The sequence below is a fragment of the Acinetobacter sp. TYF_19 genome (assembly GCF_043105125.1).
GTDB lineage: Bacteria > Pseudomonadota > Gammaproteobacteria > Pseudomonadales > Moraxellaceae > Acinetobacter > Acinetobacter johnsonii.
This window is the reverse complement of record NZ_JBICLH010000082.1, coordinates 29,623-54,361: the sequence shown is the minus strand read 5'-3', so window position 1 is coordinate 54,361 and position 24,739 is coordinate 29,623. Positions and strand designations below refer to the sequence as shown.

Below are 24,739 nucleotides of genomic sequence, written 5' to 3'. Positions count from 1 at the left end.
TGCCTTCATCTAGCCCGTTGAGTCCATCGTGAAAGACATTATCCGAGTTATTGCATCATTACCGCGCCGCCAAAAACAAGTTGTTTTAGTGGTCATGGATATCTGTGTCCTGCCTTTGATGATGTGGCTGGTTTATGCCATTCGACTAGCCAAACCAAATGTTCCGGTGATGGAAGGTTTAGATTTTTGGTATCTGTATGTCGGTGTCATTGGTGTCGCAATTTTTGCCTTACTCGGTATTTATAGTGCGATTGTGCGCTCCTTCAATGAAGATTATTTGCTACGGATCTCGATCGCGACATTTATCCAAATTGTTGGTTTATATGCAGTTAAGAAGCTCGGTTTAGCTTTTATTCCCATGAGCATTCCACTCATGTACGGCTTTGTGCTGTTTTCTTGGATGTGGTGGAGCCGTGCTGTAATTCGCTATGCCACACTGCGTACTTTTGTGAAAAAGCAAAACCGTAAGCGTGTCGCGATTTATGGTGCAGGGCTTGCGGGGCAGCAAATTGCGGCCGCATTATATCGCTCTGATGACTATTTGCCCGTCTGTTTTATTGATGATAAAGCTTCGTTACAAGGGCAGTCTTTAAGCGGACTAAAAATCTTTTCACCGAAAAGGGCGCTTACCGCATTTCGTAAGTTTCACATCGAAGAAATATTACTGGCTATGCCATCTGTAAGTCGTGCACGTAAAAAAGCAATTATTGAGTCTTTTGAACCGTCTAATGTCAAAATTATGGAACTGCCAGGGGTCACCCAACTGGTGGGCGGGCGAGTTCAAGTCTCCGATATTCGAGAAGTCGATATTATTGACTTACTGGGGCGTGATCCAGTACCACCCAAGTTAGACCTTTTAGAAAAAAATATTAAAAATAAAGTGGTGATGGTAACTGGTGCAGGTGGATCAATTGGTTCAGAACTTTCCCGTCAGATCGTGAAGCATCAACCAAAATGCCTTGTTTTATTTGAAATGTCTGAATTTGCACTGTATTCCATTGATCGCGAATTACAAAACGCAGGTGTAGAAGTAGTGCCTATACTAGGTTCTGTAACTCACCAAATAAAGTTGGAACGTATATTGCAAAACCATGCTGTGCAAACGGTTTACCATGCAGCAGCTTATAAGCATGTTCCCTTGGTTGAGGCCAACCCCTTTGAAGGGATCTATAATACTTCAATTGGTACGGCCCGTAGTGTTGACGCTGCTGTGGCTCAAGGAGTTGAAACCTTTGTCCTGATTTCTACTGACAAAGCTGTACGCCCAACCAATGTCATGGGTGCATCGAAACGGATGGCAGAATTGTATTGCCAAGGTTTAGCTGCCACAAAACCGCAAACACAAATCAGTATAGTTCGTTTTGGTAATGTATTAGGTTCATCAGGTTCTGTCGTTCCTTTGTTCAAAAAACAGATTGAAAAAGGTGGACCTGTTACAGTAACTCACCCTGAGGTGACTCGTTATTTTATGACTATTCCTGAGGCTGCGCAGTTGGTGATTCAGGCGGGGGCAATGGGAACAGGCGGAGATGTTTTTCTACTGGATATGGGTGAACCCGTTAAAATTGTTGATTTGGCTAAACAGATGATTCGTCTAAGTGGGTTTAAACCTATGGATGAAAAAGGCTTAGGGGATATCGCAATTCAGTTTACTGGCCTACGTCCAGGTGAAAAACTATATGAAGAGCTACTCATCGAATCTGAAAATGTGACTAAAACCGACCATGAACGAATTTTAAAATCGTATGAGCATTTTTATCTTTTTGATCAAATTAACAGCGTATTTTTGCAGTTATCTGATTTATCTGAACAAGGAGAGAATCAGGTAAAAATTAAAAATATCCTACAAACCTATGTAGAGGGTTACAAAACCAAAGATTTGCACAAGAATTGATATATTTTATTGATGTTCATTTGATAAAGCCTAACGTGTTCAATTAAACTATTTATACAATTCATTCACATATTTTGAATAAAATACTGAAATAGTTTTAGAAAAAAAGAAACATCTTATTTATCTATAGATAACCTAAAATTATTTTGCTATCAATCAATTTAAATTAAGAGCAGGAAAATATGAAATTATTGGTAACAGGCGGTGCTGGTTTTATTGGTTCAGCCGTTGTTCGTCATGTTATTGAAAATACAGAAAACGAAGTATTAAATGTCGACAAACTCACCTATGCAGGAAATTTAGAATCTTTAGCACGTATTGCTAAAAATCCGCGATACACATTTTCTCAAACTGACATCTGTGATCGTGCTGCTTTAGATGAATTATTTGAAAATTTCCAACCCGATGCTGTGATGCATTTAGCTGCTGAATCGCATGTCGACCGTTCAATTACTGGCCCTGCGGCGTTTATTGAAACCAATATTATTGGTACCTACCAACTACTTGAGGCAGCACGCCATTACTGGAATCAACTAGATCAAAATAAAAAACAAGCATTTCGATTTCATCATATTTCAACAGATGAAGTGTATGGCGATTTAGAAGGTACAGAAGATCTGTTTTTAGAAACAACACCTTATGCTCCAAGTTCACCTTACTCTGCCAGCAAAGCCAGTTCGGATCACTTGGTTAGAGCATGGTACCGCACGTACGGATTACCAGTTGTACTGACCAATTGTTCAAACAACTATGGGCCGTTCCATTTCCCTGAAAAACTCATTCCGCTGGTAATTTTAAATGCACTGGCGGGTAAGCCACTACCTGTATATGGAAACGGTACACAAATTCGTGACTGGTTGTATGTAGAAGATCATGCCCGCGCACTTTATAAAGTAGTCACAGAAGCAGCAGTGGGTGAAACTTACAACATTGGCGGTCACAACGAGCAAAAAAATATTGATGTGGTAAAAGCAATTTGCGAACTTTTAGAAGAGCTTGCTCCAAACAAACCTGAAGGTTTAGCACGTTATGAAGACCTCATCACTTATGTGACAGATCGTCCGGGACATGATTTGCGCTATGCGATTGATGCAAGTAAAATCCAAAAAGATTTAGGCTGGGTGCCGCAAGAAAGCTTTGAGACAGGCCTTAGAAAAACAGTGCAGTGGTACCTAAACAACCAAGCGTGGGTACAGCATATTCAAAGTGGTGAATACCAAAACTGGATTCAGCAACAGTACACAACCACCGAAAAAATGAATTAAGTTGCGTGAAACTATGAAAATACTGTTGCTTGGAAAAAATGGTCAAGTTGGGTGGGAGTTGCAACGCGCACTCCAACCGCTTGGTGAAGTGGTTACACTTGATCGCAATATGTCATCTGAGGGCTTCAGTGGCAATGTTGCAGATTTTGCTGCCATTTCTGATGTGTTTGATAAAATTAATCCAGATATCGTCGTGAATGCCACCGCATATACTGCGGTTGATAAAGCCGAATATGATCAGCAACAGGCACAGCTTATCAATGCGCAAGCAGTGAAGCATTTGGCTAGTGAGTGCAAAAAGCATCATGCACTGTTGATTCATTACTCGACTGACTATGTTTTTAGTGGAGATGGTATTACTCCATGGAATGAAGATGATCAAACCTCACCAGTGAATTACTATGGCCTCACCAAACGTGAAGGCGAGTTAGCACTTGAACAGAGCACTGTTCGGTTTTTAAACTTTCGTACCTGCTGGGTATATGCCGCACGAGGCAATAACTTTATAAAAACCATGCTCAAACTGGCTCAGGCCAAAGAAGAGCTGAGTATCATTCATGATCAGGTTGGGGTGCCTACAGGCGCAGCACTGATTGCTGATGTTACGGCTCAAGCGATTCGCTATTACACCTTACAATCTGAAACCGAAAAACAAAATCTGCATGGTCATTATCATTTGGCGCCAAAAGGTGAAACCACATGGCATGATTACGCTCAATTTGTTTTTGCACATGCACGACATACAGGGCAAGTTTTAGCTTTAAATAAAGTAAATCCAATTGAAACATCGGCATACCCAACACCGGCAAAACGCCCGCTTAATTCACGTTTAAACACCAACAAGCTAGAACAAAATTTTAAATTGCATCTTCCTCACTGGCAGCAAGGTGTAACACAAGTATTAGAGGAACTTCTTCCATGACTCAAAACCGTAAAGGGATTATTTTAGCGGGCGGCTCTGGCACACGCTTGTATCCAATTACCATGGGTACATCAAAACAGCTACTCCCAATTTATGACAAACCCATGATTTATTATCCACTGTCTGTACTTATGCTGGCAGGGATTAGTGAAATTTTAATTATATCTACCCCAGAAGACTTACCAAACTTTGAAAAACTTTTAGGAACAGGTGAGGCGCTTGGAATCAAACTCTCTTACAAAGTTCAACCATCTCCTGACGGGCTTGCTCAAGCATTTATTTTGGGCGAAGAGTTTATTGGTCAAGATAATGTCACCCTAATTTTGGGTGACAATATTTTTTACGGTCAAAGTTTTGGGCAGCAGCTCAAGCGTGCAGCCGAGCAACAGACGGGTGCAACAGTATTTGGCTACTATGTGAGTGATCCAGAGCGTTTTGGTGTGGTCGATTTTGATGCATCGGGTAAAGCTTTAAGTATTGAAGAAAAACCAGAGCAGCCAAAATCGAATTATGCAGTGACGGGTTTGTATTTTTACGACAATTCGGTGGTTGAGATTGCCAAAAATATTAAACCATCACATCGCGGGGAGCTTGAAATTACCGACGTAAATAATATTTATTTACAGCAACAAGCACTAAATGTAGAAGTACTTGGCCGAGGTTTTGCATGGCTAGATACAGGTACACATGATTCACTGATTGAAGCGAGTCAGTTTGTACAAACCATTGAGCATCGTCAGGGTTTAAAAGTTGCCAGTTTAGAAGAGATTTCTTTTAACAATGGCTGGATCGATTTAAACCAACTTAAAGCACGTGGTGAATTTTTTAAGAAAACTGGATATGGTCAGTACTTGTTAAAATTGCATCAAGAACATTCAAAATAAATGTAATCAAGTCATTATCTAAATCAACATGATGCCTTGCATATAGACTACACTGGATATTGTCGTAATGAATATTATTGAAACTAAAATCAATGGTTTACTCATTTTAGAGCCGCGTGTATTTGGTGATGACCGTGGCTGGTTTATGGAAAGTTTTAACCAAAAAAACTTTGAGCAGGCGCTTACTGAGCGTGATTTAGATGTGCCACAATTTGTACAAGATAATCACTCGTTTTCACAAAAAGGCGTATTGCGCGGTTTGCATTATCAGCTTAATCCGCATGCGCAAGGTAAACTGGTACGTGTGGTACAGGGCCGAGCGTGGGATGTGGCAGTAGATATTCGTGAAAACTCACCAACATTTGGGGAGTGGGTAGGGCTTGAGCTTACAGGTGAAAACCACAAACAGTTTTGGATTCCTGCTGGTTTTGCACATGGCTTCATAGCACTCGAAGATAATACTCAGTTTTTATATAAGACCACGAATTACTACTCTAAGGAATGTGAAAGAAGTATTGTATGGAATGATCCAGATCTTGCGATTGATTGGCCTATTGAAGAAGGAACTGAATTAAAATTGACTGAGAAAGATGAAAATGCAAGTAGATTTCCAGATGCTGCGTTGTTTTAATCCTCTATGAAAACAAATAAAATTCTGAAAAATTTTTCTTATTTAGGTATAGTTCAAATATTAAACTACGCTTTACCTATCATTACAATTCCTTTGGTTTCTAGAGCATTAGGCGTAGATAAAATTGGACTGATAAGCTATATATTTTCGTATATATCTTATCTTATTTTATTTGTGAATTACTCTTTTTCATTAACAGCTATCCGAAAGCAAAATCAACTTAATGACTTGAGTCTCACATTTAGCTTAGTTTTTAAGAGCCAACTTCTTTTACTCGCCCTAACATTACCTTTCTTACTAATTGCACTATTATTTATACCAGATCTTAAGTATAACTGGTTTTTAACATGTATTTCGTATATAGCAGTACTAGGTGCTTTTTTTGATAAAAATTGGATTTTTCAATATAAGCAAGATTTGAAATTAGTTGCGATTGTTAATGTATTACTTAAGATTATAAGTGTTGTATGTATTATACTTTTCATAAAAGAGAAAGAAGATTATCTCCTTTATGCTATAATTTTATATAGTGTTATCTTTTTAACAAATATTATCCTATTTTTTATATGTGTAAAAAAATACGAAATTAAAATTTTAAAAGTTAGATTAAAAGAAGTTATTAGTTTTTTGAAAGAAGGGAAAACGTTGTTTTTCTCTTCAGTTGTTATTAGTCTATATACATCTACTAGTTCACTATTACTTGGAGTTTATTGCAGTAATCGAGATGTGGGTTTATATTCTGCTGCGAGTAAATTGATTGATATTGCAAAAGTGTTTGCAATCATGCCCATTACACAACTTATTTATCCTATCGTTGCGCAAAAAATATCTGAAAATGTTCATGAAGGAATTCTTTTTGTCAAAAAAATTATGCCAATTTTTAATTTCATGGCGATTCTTTTGTTTATTGGGACGATTATAGTGGGGCCATTTATGCTTCATCTTCTATTCGGTTCACAATTTCTTGATGCAATTCCGATTTTATGGGTGCTTAGCTCTACTCTAATTTTGATTCTATATAGCACTGTTTTTGGCGTATTATTGATGGTGAATTTAGGGATGGATCACTTATTTTTTAAAAATCAACTATGTGTCGCTGTTTTAAGTATTTTGCTTACAATTTTAGTTTTGCCATATGGTGCTGGAATGACATCTGCTATTATATTGGTTATTAGCGAGATATTAATAACAGGATATCAATACTACTGTCTTAGATTAAAAGGTTACAACCTATTTTATTTAGGGATGTTTTCTAAAAAAGCTTTTTTAGAAGCAGTTAATGCGATTAAAACCCATTAGGATTGAATATGAATTTTTTAATTGTAGGCGCAGGTTTTACTGGCGCGGTTGTTGGACGAGAACTCGCTGAAGCGGGGCATCATGTTAAAATTATAGATCAACGTTCACATATTGCTGGTAATTGCTTTACAAAGCGAGATGAACAAACTAATGTGATGGAGCATGTGTATGGTCCACATATCTTTCATACTAGTGATGAGCAAGTATGGGAATACATCAATAAACATGGTACTTTCATGCCATACATTAATCGTGTAAAAACAACTTATCAAAATCAAGTCTATTCGTTACCTATTAATTTACATACGATTAATCAGTTTTACAAAAAAAGTTTTAATCCGACTCAAGCAAAAGAATGGATTTCAAGTATTGCAGATCAATCGATTAAAGAGCCACAAAATTTTGAGCAGCAAGCTTTAAAATTTGTAGGCAAAGATTTATACGAAGCATTCTTTAAGGGTTATACTAAGAAACAATGGGGTTGTAACCCAACTGAGCTGCCAGCAAGTATTTTAAAACGCTTACCAGTACGTTTTAATTACGATGATAATTATTTTTCACACAAGTATCAGGGTATCCCAAAAGATGGCTATACGCCTATTGTTGAGTCCATTCTTAATCATAAGAATATAGTAGTTCAATTGGATACAAGCTTTGAAAAGAAGTTAGTTGAGCAGTATGATCATGTAATTTGGACTGGGCAACTTGATCAATGGTTTGAATATTCAGAAGGGCGATTAGGATATCGTACACTTGACTTCGAAAAACATGTTACAGAAGATGACTTTCAAGGCACGGCTGTAATGAATTATGGTGACGAAGCAGTGCCCTACACGCGTATTTCTGAACATAAATATTTTACACCATGGGAAACACACACAAAAACAATTTATTTCAAAGAGTTTAGCCGTGCATGTGGTGAGAAAGACATTCCGTACTACCCAGTACGTATGGTAAATGATAAAGCATTATTAGAAAAATATATTGCTTTAGCTGAGAATGAGACAAAAGTGACATTTGCAGGACGGTTAGGAACTTATCGTTATATGGATATGGATGTGACGATTAAAGAGGCGTTGAGTGTGGTTAATGAAATATTAGGTGATATTAAAAATAACGATAAATTGCGAAGTTTTTATCACGACGAAGTGGTTGGTTTATGATGAAAACAGAAATATGTATTGCGACAGTTGTTGTAACATACAACCGCTCAGTTTTGCTACAAGAAACGATACGTTCACTGTTGGAACAATCTTTTAATATTGACAAAATTATTTTGGTTAATAACTGTAGTACTGATAACACTGAAAGTTTATTACAAGATAATGGTTATTTAGATCATCCTATAGTTGATTATTTAAAATTAGAAGAAAATACTGGAGGTGCAGGTGGATTTTATACTGGATTGAAACATCTTCAAGATAACTATAATTTTGAATATGTTTGGATGATGGATGATGATGCTGAGCCAGAAAATAAGTGTCTAGAAGTAATTTTAAAAGCAATGAATGAAACTAATGCAGATGTTGGTTCATGTATTGTTAAAAATCTTGATGGATCAATAGATATATTTCATCGTGGAGAAATCATTAATACGGTTAAAACTATTGAGCATTTACCACATTCTTTAATTGAGGGTGATCAAGAAGTTGACTTTATATCTTTTGTGGGACCACTTTATAAAAAAGAGGTGATTGATAAAGTAGGTCTGCCTAATAAAGACTTTTTTATTCATAATGATGATTTTGATTATTCAATAAGAATAAAAAAACTAAAATTTAAAAGTATCTTGACATTTGAAACTTTTATACTGCACAAACAGGAATCTACTATTTTTGCTCAAGATAATAGCTTGAATAAAAGATTTAACAGAATATCTCCGCCAAGACATACAAATAATATTTTGAGATTTAAATTTAGTCTATATGCTTTTAGAAACATGATCTACTTAATTCGAAGAGAGTGTGGTTTACTACCTGCAATAATTTATTCGTTTAATTTTTTTTCGAAAGAGATAATAAAATTAGTTGTTTATAATGAAATAAAATTAATTTTCTTAAAAATATATTTAAAATGTGCGATTAGTGCTTTAACTGGGAAATTAGGAAAGATTTAGGGTAGATAGAATGAAAATTTTTTTTGTAAATCTAAGAGATTATTTAGGATTAATAATAGGTTATATTCCATTACATGCATTAAGATTGTTTTACTATAGAGTCTTTTTCAAATGTAAAATTGGAAAAAATACATATATACATCGTTGTTGTCAAATTAGGAAAGGTACTATTGTAATAGGTGACAACTGTGTGATTGGGGAGAACTGTTTGCTCGATGGTAGAGAAGGGATTTATCTTGGAAATAATATTAACATATCTTCTAATGTATCAATATATACTTTACAGCATGATTATAATGATCCAGATTTTTCTACTGTTGGTGGTAAGGTAATAGTTGAGGATAATGTCTGGATAAGTGCAAATTCTATAGTCTTACCCAATTTGAAAATTAGCGAAGGTGCTGTAGTGGCTGCAATGTGTTTGGTTAATAAAGATGTTCCACCTTATAAATTGGTTGGTGGTATTCCATTTAAAATAATAAGAGATAGGAATAAAGATATTCAATATAAATTAAACTATCATAAAACATTTCATTAGAATTTGAGATAATGTGATATGTTATTAATTCATAAAAGTGAGATGAAGCAATATTCTTTATTGATTATTCTAATAATGTTAAATAGGTTGGTTATTCCTGGGTTTAATAGCCTATCTATTTCATTTGCAATATTATTTTTTTATTTAATTGTTTGCTTGTTTAATAAAAGTGTAGTTGTTAATTATAAGCTACTGCTTAAATTCTTAACTTTAATTTCAGTATTAAGTATTTCAATAATGATTGCATCATTTAATTCTAATTATAATATGATGTATTTAGGTGGGGGGTTGGTTGTATTATTATATAGTATTTTCATTTTTGATTTTAAAAATAAATTTCCAGCAAGAATTGTCTTAAATTCGATGTACTTTTTTGTGATTTTAGGTCTGTTTCAATTTTTGGTTTATAAAATTTCGAATTTTTATTTAGATTTAGATTTAATTTTTAATAAAGATTTTTTGATACAAGGTTATAATTCTTATTCTGGTAATAACTACTTGGAGAAAAGGATAAATGGGATATTCTTTTTAGAACCTAGTTTTTTTTCTCAGTTCTGTGCACTGTATTTGATTCTCGAATATTCTTCATTTAATTTAAAAAATAAGATGAAAATTCTTACAACCTTATTTGTTTTATTAATGACTGGTTCTGGGACAGGTATAATTTTATTATTATTTTTTATTATTTTAAACTTTCTTTTTAAAAGGAATTTAAAATTTTTTGCTTTAACTATTCTATGCTTTTTTTTAGCACCAGTAATATTTTCTTTACTTTTGAAGTTTTTTTCTAATTTTGGGTTATATGTTTTAGAAAGAAGTAATGAGTTTAGTTTAGATGGTGATACGAGTTTTAACTATAGATTCACTTTGCCATATATTCTTAGCTATAGTTTTGTATCAAATTTAGATTTTTTGTCTATTTTCTTTGGAAATGGTCCAATTACAACAGAAGAAATTAATAATAGATTTTGGAAATCTGAAGTTAATTTTTCTGCTTTAATAGTTTCAATGTTTGAGTATGGTTTAATATTTACAGTATTATATGCTAAATACCTGTATAGTATTGCAGAAAAAATCATTAAAAATGAGATTCAGCTGTCTATATTATTTATGTTTCTTTTTTTATCAGGTTCTTTTTATCAAAGTTATACTGTTATTTTATTGTGGATATTTTTTAAGTTATTGAATTTTAATTTTTTTGGAAATAGAGCATGATTATTTTTGTTTTGTTAGTTTATACAGAAAATTATTTATCGAAAGCTATGAAGGAAATTAATTTTTTAGCAAATAATATTTCAAATGATTATAAAGTAATAGTTGTTAATAATAATCAACACTTAAAATTAGATGGTGCTATCTGTGGTAATAATGATCATTATGAGTTTTCTGGTTGGGATTCTGGTGTTGAGTTAATTAGAGAAAAGTATAAAGATAATGTGGAGTATATTGTTTTTGCGAATGATACATTTTGCCATCACAGAAAATGGAATTTTTATCATAAAATGAAGTTTATAACAGGCTTTAAGAAATTTATAAATCAAAAAACATTTGGAATATGTGGTGAAAAGAATTCTTTTGGTAGAGAGTTTTTTTTAAATGACACTAAATTACAAGGATGGATAAGTACTTATTTATTTATAGTAAATTCTTCTTTTGTGTTAAATGAAAATTTTAAATTTAATAGAGCATCAGAAATTATGGATACTTATATAGATGACATTTCTGAAAGTGGTATAAAATTTCATCTTAATTTTGATGAAAAATTGGCTAATCATCTTAATTGTTGGTTGTATCCATTGGGTGATAGTAAGGGTTGGTATAAAGCTAAAACTAGTACACCCACACAGAAATTAAATAAGCTCGAAAGTATTCTAAATGAAAAGCTGTTGACTCAGACTATTATACAATCTAATGGTAAGATTTGTGATATTAATTTGTCATTTTTTTTTCGTTTGATAAAATCATTAAAATTTTATTTTAAAGCTGGTTAAATATGAAAGTTTATTATATATCAGGTTGTATACCATATAATGGTAAAACAGGTGGAAGACTTGCTTGTTATAATCATATATTACAGTTAAGTAAGGAGTTTGATGATGTTCAAGCTTTTTTTATAGACTTAGATTGTGATGCTGATTTTATTAACATTGACTTGCCTGATAATGTTTCTTATGAGATTTATTGTCGAAACCGATCTAATAAGAAAAATTTGTATAATATAATTTTAATGTTATTTAACGCTTTTTTTTCTTTACTTCCAAGAAGTATGGATGTTGTTTATTCGAATATTTTAAATAATAAAATAAAAAATATATATTTAGAAAATCCTGAAAATATTTTTATTGTTGATCAGATGGATGTTTATGCGAATATAAAAAATATAGAGGGAATAAAATATATTTATATATCGCATAATGTTGAAAGTAAAATGATTAAAGATAAAATTTTAGCTGATAGTAAATTATTGTTTTTTATAAATTTTATAAATTTTATAAAAACTTCTTTTTTCGAAAGAAAAGTGATAAAAAATTCAATAAAAACTCTTTTTATTTCAAGTGAAGATGAAAAAAAATTTAAAAAATTTAAAAATACCTGTATATATCCGGAATTTATACCTGCAAAAGAAGTTTCTTGGAAATTTCATACTTTAGATAAAAGTATACTTTTTTTAGGCTCATCACATCATTACCCAAATAAGGAGGCTACGTTGTGGATCATACAAGAATTTGCACCAAAGTTATATGAAATTGATCCAAGTATTAATATTAAAATTTGTGGATTGAATTCCAGTGATATAAAACTTAAGCACGAATTAATTTGTGAAAATGTTACTTTTCTTGGAAGAGTCAGTGATCAAGAGTTGAAAGACTTATTCATTTCATCACGTCTCTTTTTATCACCTATAATTTTAGGGTCTGGTATTAAAATGAAAGTTTTAGAGGCATCATCATATGGATGTCCTATTTTTTGTACACCTGAATCAATATCAGGTCTCGACTACTTGACAGACTTGGTTAATTCTTGTGATCGTAATGATGTGGATATTTTTGTAAAGGAAATGATTGATATTTTTTATAATCATGATGAATTGTTGAAACAGTCAAAAAAGATTTTAAATAAACTTTATGATATGCAAAATATAAGTAATAATTACTTTAATTGATTTTAGTTAGATCTCTATGAAAATATCGTTTATCATACTCGCTGATGATGGTGGTGGTGGTCCTCAGTCTACAAAAGATATTATTTTTAGTCTAGAACTTCATAATATCCAATCTGAACTCTATACTTTTAGAAAGAATAAAGGATTTTCTGGTTTACTCAAAGATATATATGATTTGTTTTTCTATTTTCTAAGACTTGAGAAATCTAGTATTGTTTTTAATAGTGCAGGTCTTTTCACAGGCTTTTTATTAAGTTTTTATTTGTTTTTTTTTAATTTATTTGGTAGAAAGATCAATTTTATTCAAATTTTTCATAATCGTGTTAGGCGTGATGATAAGGGTTATTTACATAATTTTTTAAGGCAAGTTGTACTTGAAATTATTTTAATTTCAAGTGTGAAAATGGTTAGTGTTTCAAAAGGAGTTTTTAATGAAATTTTTAATCAAACTTGGTTTAGTTCTAAGAAATTAAAGCTAAATGCAACAACTATTTATAATCCTACTAGAAAACTTGAGTGTCTATCAGATAATAAAAAATTATATAAATTTGATGGAAAAATTATCCTGGCTGTAGGACGTTTATGTGTACAAAAAGATTTCTCGACTCTAATAAAAGCACATTCTTTATTATTAGAAAAATATCCAAATTGTAATCTTGTTATTGTGGGTGATGGAGACGAAAAAGAAAATCTTTTGAGATTGGCTAATCAATCATCAAACCCCGATAGAATTATTTTTTGGGGATATGATAATGATATTGCTAGACATTACATAAATGCAGATGTGTTTGTATTATCATCAATACATGAAGGTTTTGGGCTTGTATTAGTGGAAGCAATGCGTGCAAAATTGCCAGTTATATCTACAAATTGTCCATATGGGCCAGAAGAAATTTTAGACTATGGTAAATATGGTAAAATTGTAAATGTAGGTGATCAAGTTGCTCTGAATACTGCAATACAAGATATTTTTCAAATGAGTGATATTGAAAGAAATGAAGTGATTAATCTGGCTTATGGGCGATCTTTGGAATTTAGCCCTAATATCATTGGACAACAATATAAAAAATTAATTAATAGTTTATAGGAATTGTGTATGTCTGAAAATATTAATATAGCCGTAGTCGCAGACTGGTTAGTTACCTACGCTGGTGCAGAACGTGTCATTAGTGAAATGCTAAAAGTTTTCCCAAAATCAGACCTATTTGCTGTGATTGATTTTTTAAGCGATGAAAGTCGACAGCATTTTTTAGGTAAACACGCCCAAACAACATTTATTCAAAAATTTCCTAAAGCTGAAACAAAATACCGCAATTATCTTCCATTTATGCCTTTAGCCATTGAGCAGTTAGATGTCTCTGCCTACGATGTGATTTTATCGAGTAGCCATGCAGTAGCCAAAGGTGTGCTTACGGGGCCCGACCAACTGCACATTAGCTATGTTCACTCGCCTATACGCTATGCATGGGACTTACAGCATCAGTATTTACGTGAGTTGGGGCTCACCAAGGGCATAAAAGCCATTATTGTACGTTGGTTATTACACAAAATTCGGATGTGGGACTACCGCACCGCCAATGGGGTAGATCACTTTGTTGCAAACTCTAAATTTATTGCGCGTCGTATTCATAAGGTATATGGCCGCGATGCAGATGTGATTTATCCACCTGTAGATACAGATCGTTTTACACTACGTGAAAACAAAGATGATTTTTACTTTACCGCTTCACGTATGGTGCCTTATAAGAAAATTGATCTAATTGTTGAAGCTTTTTCTCATATGCCCAATAAAAAATTGGTCGTGATTGGGGATGGCCCAGATATGCAAAAAATCAAGTCTAAAGCGACATCTAATATCGAAATTTTAGGGTATCAACCGAACAGCGTGATGCAAGATCATATGCAGCGCGCTAAAGCCTTTGTATTTGCTGCAGAAGAGGATTTTGGGATTACACCAGTCGAGTCACAAGCGTGTGGTACACCAGTAATTGCATATGGTAAGGGTGGTGCACTTGAAACAGTGAATTGTGAGGTTGGATTGCATCCGACAGGAACTTTTTTTCAAAAGCAAGATGTCCCTAGCGTAATTACTGCGGTTGAGTATTTTGAAAAAAATGAGAATTTGTATTTACCAGAAAATTGTCGTACTAATGCTTTGAAATTTTCAAATCAGCGATTTGAGCAAGAGCTAGAAATTTATGTACATAGTAAATGGCAAATGAAGCAAGAGGAAATGAGCACTTTATAAAAATACGCCTAGCAGTTGCTAGGCGTATAAAATTTAACATCTACCATATAAGTCTTCGAATCGGACAATATCATCTTCTCCAAGATATGAACCAGATTGTACTTCAATTAGTTCGAGAGGAATTTTTCCTGGGTTTTCCAGTGCATGAATTTCTCCCAAAGGAATATATACAGATTCATTTTCTGTAAGAAGGAATGATTCCTTGCCTTTATGAATTTTTGCAGTCCCATTGACAACAATCCAATGTTCTGCACGATGATGATGCTGTTGTAGTGAAAGTTTCTGCCCTGGGTTAACAACAATACATTTGACTTGATAACGGTCACCACTGTCTATGGAATCGTAATTACCCCATGGTCGATATACTTTTCTATGTAAGTCGACCTCAGTCCTTTGCTGTGCTTTTAATATTTCTACAATTTTCTTAATATCTTGAACTTTATTTTTATGTGCCACAAGTACGGCATCAGATGTTTCAACGACGACAATATCTTCTAGACCTAAAACAGCCACTAAACGACTTTCAGCGTGTACCAGTGAATTTCGAGTATCGTGGATGATGGTATCTCCGCGTAATGCATTGCCTAAAGCATCTTTTTTGCTGACCTCCCATACGCTTTTCCAAGCTCCAACATCACTCCAATTGGCATTTAAGGGAACCACAACAGCTTTATCCGTTTTTTCCATAACAGAGTAATCTATGGAGTCTTCAGGGCATTGCTCAAAACTCGGTTTATCAAGTCGAACAAAATCTAAGTCATTTTTGCTTTGCTGGACAGACTTTCTAGCATTCGTAAGAATTAAAGGATTGAACTTTTCAAGTTCTTGCAGATAAACGGAGGCTTTAAACATAAACATGCCACTGTTCCATAAATAAGAGCCATTAGTTAAATATTCTTGAGCCGTTGTTAAATTTGGTTTTTCAACAAAAGTCTCAATCTTATATGCTTGTAGTGGTTTATTCGGTTTTACAGGGTTACTTGATTTAATATAACCATAACCTATTTCGGGTGAGTCTGGGACAACTCCAAAGGTTACCATTTTCCCAGCTTCGGCTTCAGCTAACCCTACTTCGATTGCTTGATTGAATGCTTGTTGTTGTTGGATAATATGGTCAGCAGCGAGAATGAGTAAGACAGGATCTTCCCCATAAGATAGTGCAAGTTCTGCAGCGGCTGCAATTGCGGGAGCTGTGTTCCTTGCAACAGGCTCTAACACAATTTTAGCTGTCATTTTTTGTTGGCGAAGTTGTTCAGCAACAATAAAGCGATGATTTTCATTGGTTACAATGATAGGATTTTTAAAGTTAATTAAAGATGCATTTAGGTTTGAAATACGATCTAGAGTAAGTTCGAATAATGTTCTTTCGTTTGTGATTGGTAAAAATTGTTTTGGATAGCTTGAGCGAGACAACGGCCAAAGTCGTGAACCAGAACCACCAGATAAAATTACAGGTATCATTGAAAATCTCTTATTTGTGTTTCATGTGCTATTTATATGGTTTTTCTAAGAAAAATCGAATATTGTTTTGTAAAAACAACAAAATAGTGATGAATTTTTACTTAGATTAAACAATTATAGATAAAACTTGAATTATTGCTACAATAATAATATATTTTATTCCATTTTAATTATAGGGTTAGGATATTTTTATTGATGAAGAATATCCAAAAAAGTTATTCTTTATAAAGATTTAGCTTTTAATAAGTCTGATAACAATTCTTAATAGGCAAAAAATGGCTTCAAGGTTACACGCATCATATGTGTCAATATTACAACGCTTTTGTGATGTTGTAGCAATTTATTTGGGCTTTTATTTTATTTCTAAAATAAATAATATTCCTGTAGATAATAGAACGCTTTTAATGTTTTTAAGTGTGGTCAGTTTATTTCAGCTCATTGGTGGCTTGACTGATTTTTATCGCTCATGGCGTGGTGTTAGCCTATTTAATGAATTAATTTTTTGTCTTAAAAATATTCTATTAAGTGTTGTTTTGGTGAGCCCAGTTCTTTTTCTTTTAGGGAAAATAAATTTACAGATTGTTATATCTTACTTTATTTGTGTCATTTTTATTATGTCTGCGCTGCGCGTTTTTATTCGATTGGCATATGCATTATTTTTTAAATATTTTATTCGCGCAAATGATGTCCTGATATTGGGTAATACAGACAAAGCGTTGAAGCTTTTTCAAGACTTAAAGCACTCAGAGTGGACGGGTTTTAACCCAATAGGTGTGTTCTCATTTAGACAGGACTATGACCGCTTTGTTTATTCTGGTGGACTTGATGATGCGATGGAGATTGTTCACAAACAAAAAATTAATAAGGTTTATGTGGTGATCAATCAAGATAATATTGAACAAGCGGATCAAGTTATTAAGTCTTTAGCAGATACTACATGTTCAACAGTAATTATTCCTGAGTTGTTCTCGCATGACTTTTTATACTCGCGTGTTGAAGATATTAATGGTACGCCGATCATTCCAATTATAGATACTCGTTTAACAGGTATTAATACTTTACTGAAGCGCATTGAAGATATTTGTTTTGCACTGGTTATTTTACTGTTGATTTCTCCAATTTTAATTGGTATTTCAATTGCTATTAAATTGACATCTAAAGGTCCGGTTTTCTTTAAGCAGACGCGTTATGGTTTAAATGGAAAGCCGATCTTAGTTTACAAATTTAGAAGTATGAATGTCATGGAAAATGGAACAAAAGTAACTCAGGCCATTAAAAATGACCCTCGGTTGACCCCAATAGGTGGCTTTTTAAGACGGACATCTTTAGATGAACTACCGCAATTTTTTAACGTTTTATTAGGCAGTATGTCTGTTGTAGGTCCGCGTCCACATGCAGCAGCGCACAATGAAGAATATCGCAAACTAATCACGGGCTACATGCTTAGACATAAAGTGAAGCCTGGTATTACGGGCTTAGCACAGATTCGTGGGTGGCGTGGGGAAACAGATACTCTGGATAAGATGGAAAAGCGTGTTGAATGTGACTTGGAATACATCCGAACTTGGAGTCTTCTATTGGATATTAAAATTATATTTTTAACGGTGTTTAAGGGTTTCATTAATAAAGCTGCATATTAAATATTTGTGTTTTCAATATTTGATACGTTTATACAAACTTTGGGTTGTTTGCACTATTTTTAAACATTTTGAAATAAAAAATAGTGTAGTGTTAATAAATAATTTTTTGATAAAAAAGTGTATCTTCGATGATTAAAAAAGCGATTCTTCCTGTGGCTGGACTAGGTACCCGATTCTTGCCTGCAAGTAAAGCGATTCCTAAAGAAATGGTTACGGTGGTAGACCGCCCGGCAATTGAGTATGTTATCAAAGAAGCAGTAGCTGCTGGGATCGAGCAAATCATTTTAGTCACACATTCATCGAAAGCATCTATAGAAAACTACTTTGATCGTAACTTTGAATTAGAAACGACATTAGAACAAAAAAAGAAGTTTGATTTACTTAAAGAAATTACCGACATTTTACCTGCAAGTGTAAGTGTTGTTAGTGTACGCCAACCACAACCTTTAGGGCTTGGCCATGCTGTTCTTTGTGCTAAATCTATTGTTGGTGATGATGATTTTGCTGTGCTCCTGCCTGATGTCTTGGTTAAAGATAGTGATACGCGCAACGATTTAAGCTTAATGATTGAGCGTTATACTAAGTCAAACGCAGCCCAAATTATGGTTGAAGCTGTCCCTGATAGTTTGGTTGATCAATATGGTATTGTCGATGTTGCTGAAATTCCTGCTGAAGGCGAAAGTTATGTCATGCAAGGAATTGTAGAGAAACCTGCAATAGGTATGGCTCCTTCTAATTTGTCAGTTGTTGGGCGTTATGTATTGCCTGCACAGATTATGACTTTATTAGAACAAACACCGAAAGGTGCTGGGAATGAAATTCAACTGACAGATGCGATTGCAATGCTACAGCAATCAAAGCCTGTTGAAGCATATCGCATGAAAGGACGAACGTTCGACTGTGGTAGCAAAATTGGCTATTTGAAAGCAGTTTTACATTATGGTGTTGACCATCCCAAGTTAGGTGATGAGTTTAAAGCACTGATTAAAGAGTTAGAGTTATAAAAAAAAGAGGGATGAGCCATGAAAATCGCAATGTTTGGTACAACGCTGTATGCGGGTGTTATCTCATCATTACTTGCAGAGAGTGGACATCAGGTCTTTATTTGTAATGATTTACAAGACCATACAGCGCTATTCAATCTTAGAGATCAAGATGTTGTTCGTGCTTTAGAAAAACAACATCAAAGTGGTTTTCTAAGTTATTGTAATTTTGCGGCTCTTCCCTTAGATATTGATGCGTATTTTTTTAGTTTCAATCCAACTCAAGAGGCTGAGGCACTTGATGTTGTACAGAAATTAAAAATGCGCACGATTATTCATCCTAAATTGATGATTAATGCCTCTACGTTTGGTCTTAACGGTACTGAAAAATTAAAAGCCGTATTAACAGACGATCATTGGGTCTATTTTCCCGATATTATTCAAGAAGGTCAGGCTTTTAAAAGTGTGACGAGTGCCTCTAAAGTGATTATTGGCTGTGCTGACCAACAAGTACAGGGTGACTTAGAGGAAATGTTGCGACCCTTATTCCCACGCCAGCAACAATATTTATTTATGCCTGTTTTAGATGCTGAATTTACCAAACTCAGTATTTCAGGCATGTTGGCGACTCGTATCAGTTATATGAATGATTTGGCAGATGTTGCTGAAAAGTTGGGTATTGATATTGCCCATGTTCGAGATGGAATGGCAGCAGACAGTCGGATAGGTGAATCGTATTTATATTCAGGTGCAGGTTTTGGTGGTGAAAACTTTTCACATGATATTTTGACTCTATCAAATACCATCAGTAATACAGGAACAAAAAGTCAGCTATTGGGACAGGTTTGGGATATCAATGAGCAACAAAAAGAGTTTCTTTTTCGCAAGTTGTGGAATTATTTTCATGGAAATTTAGCTGGAAAAACGATTGCGATTTGGGGGGCTGCTTTTAAGCAACATACCTCAAGTACCAGTTTCTCACCTATTCATCCGATGCTTGCCGCACTGTGGGCGCAAGGTGTGACTGTTCGTTTGCATGATCCACAAGCCTTAGAAGAAATACACACAATTTATGGTGAACGTGATAATTTAATTTTATGTGAAGATCAGTATGACACGGTGAATCAGGCACACGGTTTATGTGTTCTAACTGCATGGAAGCAATATTGGTCACTTGATTATACGCAATTAAAACTTAAATTAGCCCATCCTTTGATTTTGGATGGACGTAATATTTATCAACCTGATTATGTTAAAAGTCAGGGTTTTGCATATATGGGAGTAGGAAGATAATGATAAATTTAACTATTTTTCCTAAAAAAACGCTAGCAACAACACTTGAACATTTACAACACTTAAGTAAAACCATTGGTCAGAAGCACTTAAATACTTTTTTTGCCGAAGATGACCAAAGATTTAAACATTTTTCTGTTCAATATGATGAAATCACTTTTGATTTTAGTAAGCATCGTGTTGATGAGTCCGTAATAAGCGCATTGATTGACTTTGCACAAGTTCGTGATCTCTCTACATGGACGAAACGTTTATTTTCAGAAGAAGAAATTAACTATACAGAACAGCGTGCAGCTATGCATTGGGCGCTTCGTTTACCGAAACATGATGAGCAGCACCCTAAATTAGCTGGGAAAGTACATGAGCAATTAGAGCGAATGTATGCATTAGTTGAGAAAATTCACGCGGGTCAGTACCGTGGTGCAACAGGTGAAGTTATACAAGATGTGGTTAATATTGGTGTGGGTGGGTCTGATTTGGGCCCATTGATGGTGAGTCATGCCCTGTCTGATTTTAAAGTCAACACATTCAAACCACTAAAAGTGCACTTCGTATCTACCATGGATGGTAGTCAGCTTTCAGATTTACTGCATCAGTTACGTCCAGAAACGACATTATTTATTATTTCATCTAAGTCTTTTGGAACAATTGATACACTCTATAATGCACAAACTGCACGTCAATGGCTTGAAAAGCAATTGGGCCAATCAGAAGCGGTGGATCAGCATCATTTTATTGGGGTATCGACTAAGCCTGAAAAAATGACAGAATGGGGTATAGCACACCAAAATCAGTTTTTGCTCTGGGACTGGGTTGGTGGGCGTTACTCTTTATGGTCATGTATTGGGTTGCCGATAGCATTAAATATTGGTGTACAAGGCTTTAAACGTTTACTTGCAGGTGCTCATGCAATTGATGAGCATTTTCAAAATGCTCCTTTGCGCCAAAATATTCCTGTTCTTATGGCTGTTTTGGGAATATGGAATCATAACTTCCTAGAAATTCAGACTCAGGCTATTTTGCCTTATGATGGTCGTTTAAAGTATTTTTCGGCCTATTTACAACAGTTAGAGATGGAGTCGAATGGGAAGTCGATTCAGCGTAATGGTCAGAAAGTTGAGTTGGATACTTGCCCTATTGTTTGGGGTGAAGTGGGTCCAAATGCACAACATGCTTTTTATCAGTTGTTACACCAAGGTGCACATAAAGTAAGCTGTGAGTTTATTGCGCCAGTGAATCGTTATGCCGCTAACCAATTTACCTATGTAAAAAATGCCAATGCATTGATTAATCAACACCATTTAGCGTTATCAAATTGTTTGGCTCAGTCTCGACTATTGGCCTTTGGTAATCAGGCACTTGATGCTGAAGAGGTGGCGGGTCTAGAGAATTATCAAAAATATGAAGGTAATCAGCCTAGTACAACCATTTTGCTCAAAGAGCTTAATCCTTATACCTTAGGTATGTTGGTTGCGTTGTATGAACATAAAGTATTTGTGCAATCTGTACTTTGGAATATCAATGCTTTTGACCAATGGGGTGTTGAAAAAGGTAAACAAATTGCGAATCAAGTACTTCCAATTTTGACTGGTACAGAAAAAGATTATGTTGATTTTGATAGCTCTACCCGTGGTCTATTAGATATTTTACTTGGAAAATAAAATGGCAAAAATATTAGTCACCGGTGGGGCTGGTTATATTGGTTCACATACTTGTTTGGAATTATTGAATGCTCAACATGAAGTTGTTGTATTGGATAATTTATCAAACAGCTCTGAAGTGTCATTATCGAGAGTTCAAGCTTTAGCAAATAAAAGTTTAACTTTTATCCAAGGTGATATTCGCGATGCGCAGATCTTAAATCAGATCTTTGCACAGCATCAGATTGATGCGGTCATCCATTTTGCTGGTTTAAAAGCAGTTGGCGAAAGTCAGAAAGAGCCGCTAAAATATTTTGAAAATAATATTTCGGGTTCGATTAGTTTGGTCAAAGCCATGGAACGTGCACAAGTGTTTAAGCTGGTGTTTAGTTCATCTGCGACGGTTTATGATGAAGCCAATGTATCGCCATTAAATGAAGACATGCCTACAGGTATGCCAAGCAATAACTATGGCTATACCAAACTGATTGTTGAGCAGTTGTTGGAAAAACTCTCGGCTACAGATGAGCGTTGGTCGATTGCATTGCTGCGTTATTTTAACCCGGTGGGCGCACATCAGAGTGGCCAGATAGGTGAAGACCCACAAGGGATTCCGAATAACTTAATGCCTTATGTCACTCAAGTGGCAGTTGGTCGCCGTGAAAAATTAGCAATCTTTGGCAATGATTATGACACGCTAGATGGTACGGGTGTACGTGATTATATCCATGTGGTCGATTTGGCCAATGCACATTTATGTGCCTTAAATAATCGTTTAAATGCACAAGGATGCCGCGCTTGGAATATCGGCACAGGCAATGGGATTTCGGTTAAACAAATTCGAGATACCTTTGAGAAGGTGAATGGTGTTGAGATTCCATTTGAATATGTACCGCGCCGCGAGGGAGATGTAGCAACGTCATTTGCCGATAATGCCCGTGCAGTCGCAGAATTGGGTTGGCAGCCACAATATGGCTTGGCTGATATGTTGGTGGACAGTTGGAATTGGCAAAAGCAGAATCCAAATGGGTTTCATAAGAGTTAAATCTCAGCTTTGAGATTCATCTAAGAATATATGGCTAATGCGATAGAGCTTTAGTCATGCAAAACACTGAATATCATGCCCGTTTGAATTTAAAATCAAATTGTGTATGGATTGTGCAAACAATCATGTATTTATTCCCTTATTTTAAAAAACATCGCTATGATGTTTTTTAAAAATGAACTTAGATGAAGAATATTTATGAGATATCAAAGTATTAGATTTTTGTCACTTGCGGTTTTATCTGCACTTTCTTTGCCAGCAATTGCACAAGGAATTGTTTTAAATAATGAAGACTTACGAACTGATTTAAATTGGTTAAATCAACAAGGTGTGATTCAAATTAGCACGTCTACATGGCCTTTAAGTGGTGATGAAATACAACGTGCTTTATCTAATGCAAAGATTGATAATCAAGTTCAGCAGCAAGTCTTGGATTCCGTGCAAGCTGCTTTAAGTGCGGAAAATACAACAGCCAAAGCCAGTTTATATGCTGAATCTGATCCCCAAAATGTACCGCAACATTTTGCAGATGAACAAAAATCACAATATCAAGCGGCTGTTGAGTTCAATGCTGGTGGGGCGCAATGGGATGCAAGACTGCGTATTAATGCTGAAAAAGACCCTATTATTGATAATGGGCATGATGTGAATGTTGAAGGGTCATATTTAGCTGGAAAGTTGTGGAATCAATGGTTGATTGCAGGACAAATTCCAACCTATTGGGGACCTGGGCATGATGGTAGTCTAATCCGAGGGGATGCAAGTCGTCCAGTATACGGTTTTACAATGCAACGCGCTGAGCAAAAGGCATTTGAAACGAAATGGCTGTCTTGGATTGGCCCTTGGCAGTATCAAGTTTTTGCTGGCCGATTAGATGATTATGAGGCCGTGCCAAATACAAATCTCTTGGGAATGCGTTTAACAGCTCAACCTTTACCTTATCTTGAATTGGGTGCATCACGTACATTCCAAATAGATGGTCAAGGTCAACCTGATAGTTTCAAAGCCTATTGGAATGCTTTTATTGGTAAAGATAACGAATGTGATGATAGTGGGTGTACTGGAGAGGGGAATGCCTCAAACCAAATTGCAGGCCTAGATGCGCGTTTAAATCTACAACAATGGTTTAAAGTTCCATTGAGTTTGTATGGGCAGTTTGTCGGTGAAGATGAATCAGGTTTACTGCCATCTCGGAAAATGTATTTGGCAGGACTCGATTATTCCTCACAAGTGAAGAATATGCCGTTCCAGCTTTATACTGAATGGGCAGATACACGTACCAATGGTGATGTTTGGGGTTATTCATATAATCATCATAATTATACAGATGGTTACTACCAACATGGATTCCCTTTAGGTCACGCTATGGGCGGTGATGGTCAGATGTATAGTTTTGGTGGGGATATTCGTTTCGATAAAATGAATCGTTTAAATGGTCGCATCTTGTTGGCAAAAGTGAATCAGTCAGGACTTGAAATCAATCATGCTTTTCCACAAAAAGATGAAATCAGAGCTCTGGATTTAACGTGGACACATTATCTTCGTCCAAATACGCCGTTGAAATTAAGTGGTTGGGTCAGTGACTCTGACGTGTATGGCGGAGATAGCGGCGTGTCTTTAGGGGTTGAAATTGCTTTGGATCGTTCTTTATTTTACTAAGTTAAAAAGACTTTCTTAAAAAACGTATCTATACATGAACCATTCAAACGATGTTAAA

21 protein-coding genes are annotated in these 24,739 nt (G+C 34.9%); 20 read left to right on the top strand and 1 reads right to left on the bottom strand.

Annotated features, from left to right (window positions below; genetic code table 11):
- Positions 1-28 precede the first annotated feature (28 nt).
- The 14 genes from ACF8FD_RS12260 (at position 29) to ACF8FD_RS12195 (ending at position 14,960) form a co-directional block, all read left to right on the top strand.
- Positions 29-1,894, top strand: a complete 1,866-nt coding sequence (locus ACF8FD_RS12260) for a nucleoside-diphosphate sugar epimerase/dehydratase (protein ID WP_242759885.1) — start codon at positions 29-31, stop codon at positions 1,892-1,894.
- A gap of 182 nt (positions 1,895-2,076) precedes the next feature.
- A complete protein-coding gene (gene rfbB / locus ACF8FD_RS12255; protein ID WP_151836891.1) occupies positions 2,077-3,159 on the top strand; it encodes a dTDP-glucose 4,6-dehydratase in 1,083 nt (360 codons plus the stop codon).
- A 13-nt stretch (positions 3,160-3,172) separates the two neighbouring features.
- Positions 3,173-4,081, top strand: coding sequence for a dTDP-4-dehydrorhamnose reductase (gene rfbD, locus ACF8FD_RS12250; protein WP_392453438.1), 909 nt, complete (start codon positions 3,173-3,175; stop codon positions 4,079-4,081).
- Positions 4,078-4,965: a glucose-1-phosphate thymidylyltransferase RfbA gene (gene rfbA, locus ACF8FD_RS12245; protein ID WP_108675671.1), complete on the top strand. Its 888-nt coding sequence runs from the start codon at positions 4,078-4,080 to the stop codon at positions 4,963-4,965. The genes rfbD and rfbA overlap by 4 nt, the downstream gene beginning before the upstream one ends.
- Before the next feature lie 67 nt (positions 4,966-5,032).
- The gene (gene rfbC, locus ACF8FD_RS12240) at positions 5,033-5,596 is read left to right on the top strand and encodes a dTDP-4-dehydrorhamnose 3,5-epimerase (RefSeq protein WP_392453437.1); all 564 of its coding nucleotides are present in this window, start codon (positions 5,033-5,035) and stop codon (positions 5,594-5,596) included.
- Positions 5,597-5,602: 6 nt separating this feature from the next.
- Entirely contained in the window at positions 5,603-6,895 is a 1,293-nt protein-coding gene (locus ACF8FD_RS12235; protein WP_392453436.1) for an oligosaccharide flippase family protein, read from the top strand.
- Positions 6,896-6,903: 8 nt separating this feature from the next.
- Complete coding sequence (gene glf, locus ACF8FD_RS12230) at positions 6,904-8,058, top strand: UDP-galactopyranose mutase (protein WP_392453435.1); 1,155 nt, start codon at positions 6,904-6,906, stop codon at positions 8,056-8,058.
- On the top strand, positions 8,055-9,011 hold the full coding sequence (locus ACF8FD_RS12225) for a glycosyltransferase (RefSeq protein ID WP_392453434.1): 957 nt from the start codon (positions 8,055-8,057) through the stop codon (positions 9,009-9,011). Before glf ends, ACF8FD_RS12225 begins: the two co-directional genes overlap by 4 nt.
- Before the next feature lie 10 nt (positions 9,012-9,021).
- The gene (locus ACF8FD_RS12220; RefSeq protein WP_392453433.1) at positions 9,022-9,549 is read left to right on the top strand and encodes an acyltransferase; all 528 of its coding nucleotides are present in this window, start codon (positions 9,022-9,024) and stop codon (positions 9,547-9,549) included.
- A gap of 18 nt (positions 9,550-9,567) precedes the next feature.
- Positions 9,568-10,764: a hypothetical protein gene (locus ACF8FD_RS12215; protein ID WP_392453432.1), complete on the top strand. Its 1,197-nt coding sequence runs from the start codon at positions 9,568-9,570 to the stop codon at positions 10,762-10,764.
- Entirely contained in the window at positions 10,761-11,540 is a 780-nt protein-coding gene (locus tag ACF8FD_RS12210) for a hypothetical protein (RefSeq protein WP_392453431.1), read from the top strand. The genes ACF8FD_RS12215 and ACF8FD_RS12210 overlap by 4 nt, the downstream gene beginning before the upstream one ends.
- A 2-nt stretch (positions 11,541-11,542) precedes the next feature.
- Positions 11,543-12,712, top strand: a complete 1,170-nt coding sequence (locus ACF8FD_RS12205) for a glycosyltransferase family 4 protein (RefSeq protein ID WP_278344871.1) — start codon at positions 11,543-11,545, stop codon at positions 12,710-12,712.
- 16 nt (positions 12,713-12,728) lie between these two features.
- The gene (locus ACF8FD_RS12200; RefSeq protein ID WP_278344872.1) at positions 12,729-13,799 is read left to right on the top strand and encodes a glycosyltransferase; all 1,071 of its coding nucleotides are present in this window, start codon (positions 12,729-12,731) and stop codon (positions 13,797-13,799) included.
- A 9-nt stretch (positions 13,800-13,808) separates the two neighbouring features.
- The gene (locus tag ACF8FD_RS12195; protein ID WP_392453430.1) at positions 13,809-14,960 is read left to right on the top strand and encodes a glycosyltransferase family 4 protein; all 1,152 of its coding nucleotides are present in this window, start codon (positions 13,809-13,811) and stop codon (positions 14,958-14,960) included.
- A 33-nt stretch (positions 14,961-14,993) separates the two neighbouring features.
- On the opposite strand, the gene ACF8FD_RS12190 is transcribed toward ACF8FD_RS12195, so the two are convergent.
- Complete coding sequence (locus ACF8FD_RS12190; RefSeq protein ID WP_392453429.1) at positions 14,994-16,421, bottom strand: mannose-1-phosphate guanylyltransferase/mannose-6-phosphate isomerase; 1,428 nt, start codon at positions 16,419-16,421, stop codon at positions 14,994-14,996.
- Between the two features lie 302 nt (positions 16,422-16,723).
- On the opposite strand from ACF8FD_RS12190, the gene ACF8FD_RS12185 reads away from it, so the two are divergent.
- From ACF8FD_RS12185 to ACF8FD_RS12160, 6 genes are all read left to right on the top strand, one after another.
- Positions 16,724-18,061, top strand: coding sequence for an undecaprenyl-phosphate glucose phosphotransferase (locus ACF8FD_RS12185; RefSeq protein WP_392453428.1), 1,338 nt, complete (start codon positions 16,724-16,726; stop codon positions 18,059-18,061).
- Between the two features lie 128 nt (positions 18,062-18,189).
- Positions 18,190-19,065 (top strand): UTP--glucose-1-phosphate uridylyltransferase GalU, encoded by an 876-nt coding sequence (galU, locus tag ACF8FD_RS12180; protein WP_111810675.1) that lies wholly within the window; start codon positions 18,190-18,192, stop codon positions 19,063-19,065.
- Positions 19,066-19,083: 18 nt separating this feature from the next.
- Positions 19,084-20,337: a UDP binding domain-containing protein gene (locus ACF8FD_RS12175; protein WP_392453427.1), complete on the top strand. Its 1,254-nt coding sequence runs from the start codon at positions 19,084-19,086 to the stop codon at positions 20,335-20,337.
- The gene (pgi, locus tag ACF8FD_RS12170) at positions 20,337-21,998 is read left to right on the top strand and encodes a glucose-6-phosphate isomerase (RefSeq protein ID WP_225555621.1); all 1,662 of its coding nucleotides are present in this window, start codon (positions 20,337-20,339) and stop codon (positions 21,996-21,998) included. The genes ACF8FD_RS12175 and pgi overlap by 1 nt, the downstream gene beginning before the upstream one ends.
- Before the next feature lies 1 nt (position 21,999).
- Positions 22,000-23,022 (top strand): UDP-glucose 4-epimerase GalE, encoded by a 1,023-nt coding sequence (gene galE, locus ACF8FD_RS12165; RefSeq protein WP_392453426.1) that lies wholly within the window; start codon positions 22,000-22,002, stop codon positions 23,020-23,022.
- Between the two features lie 192 nt (positions 23,023-23,214).
- A complete protein-coding gene (locus tag ACF8FD_RS12160) occupies positions 23,215-24,681 on the top strand; it encodes a capsule assembly Wzi family protein (RefSeq protein WP_392453458.1) in 1,467 nt (488 codons plus the stop codon).
- Positions 24,682-24,739: the final 58 nt, after the last annotated feature.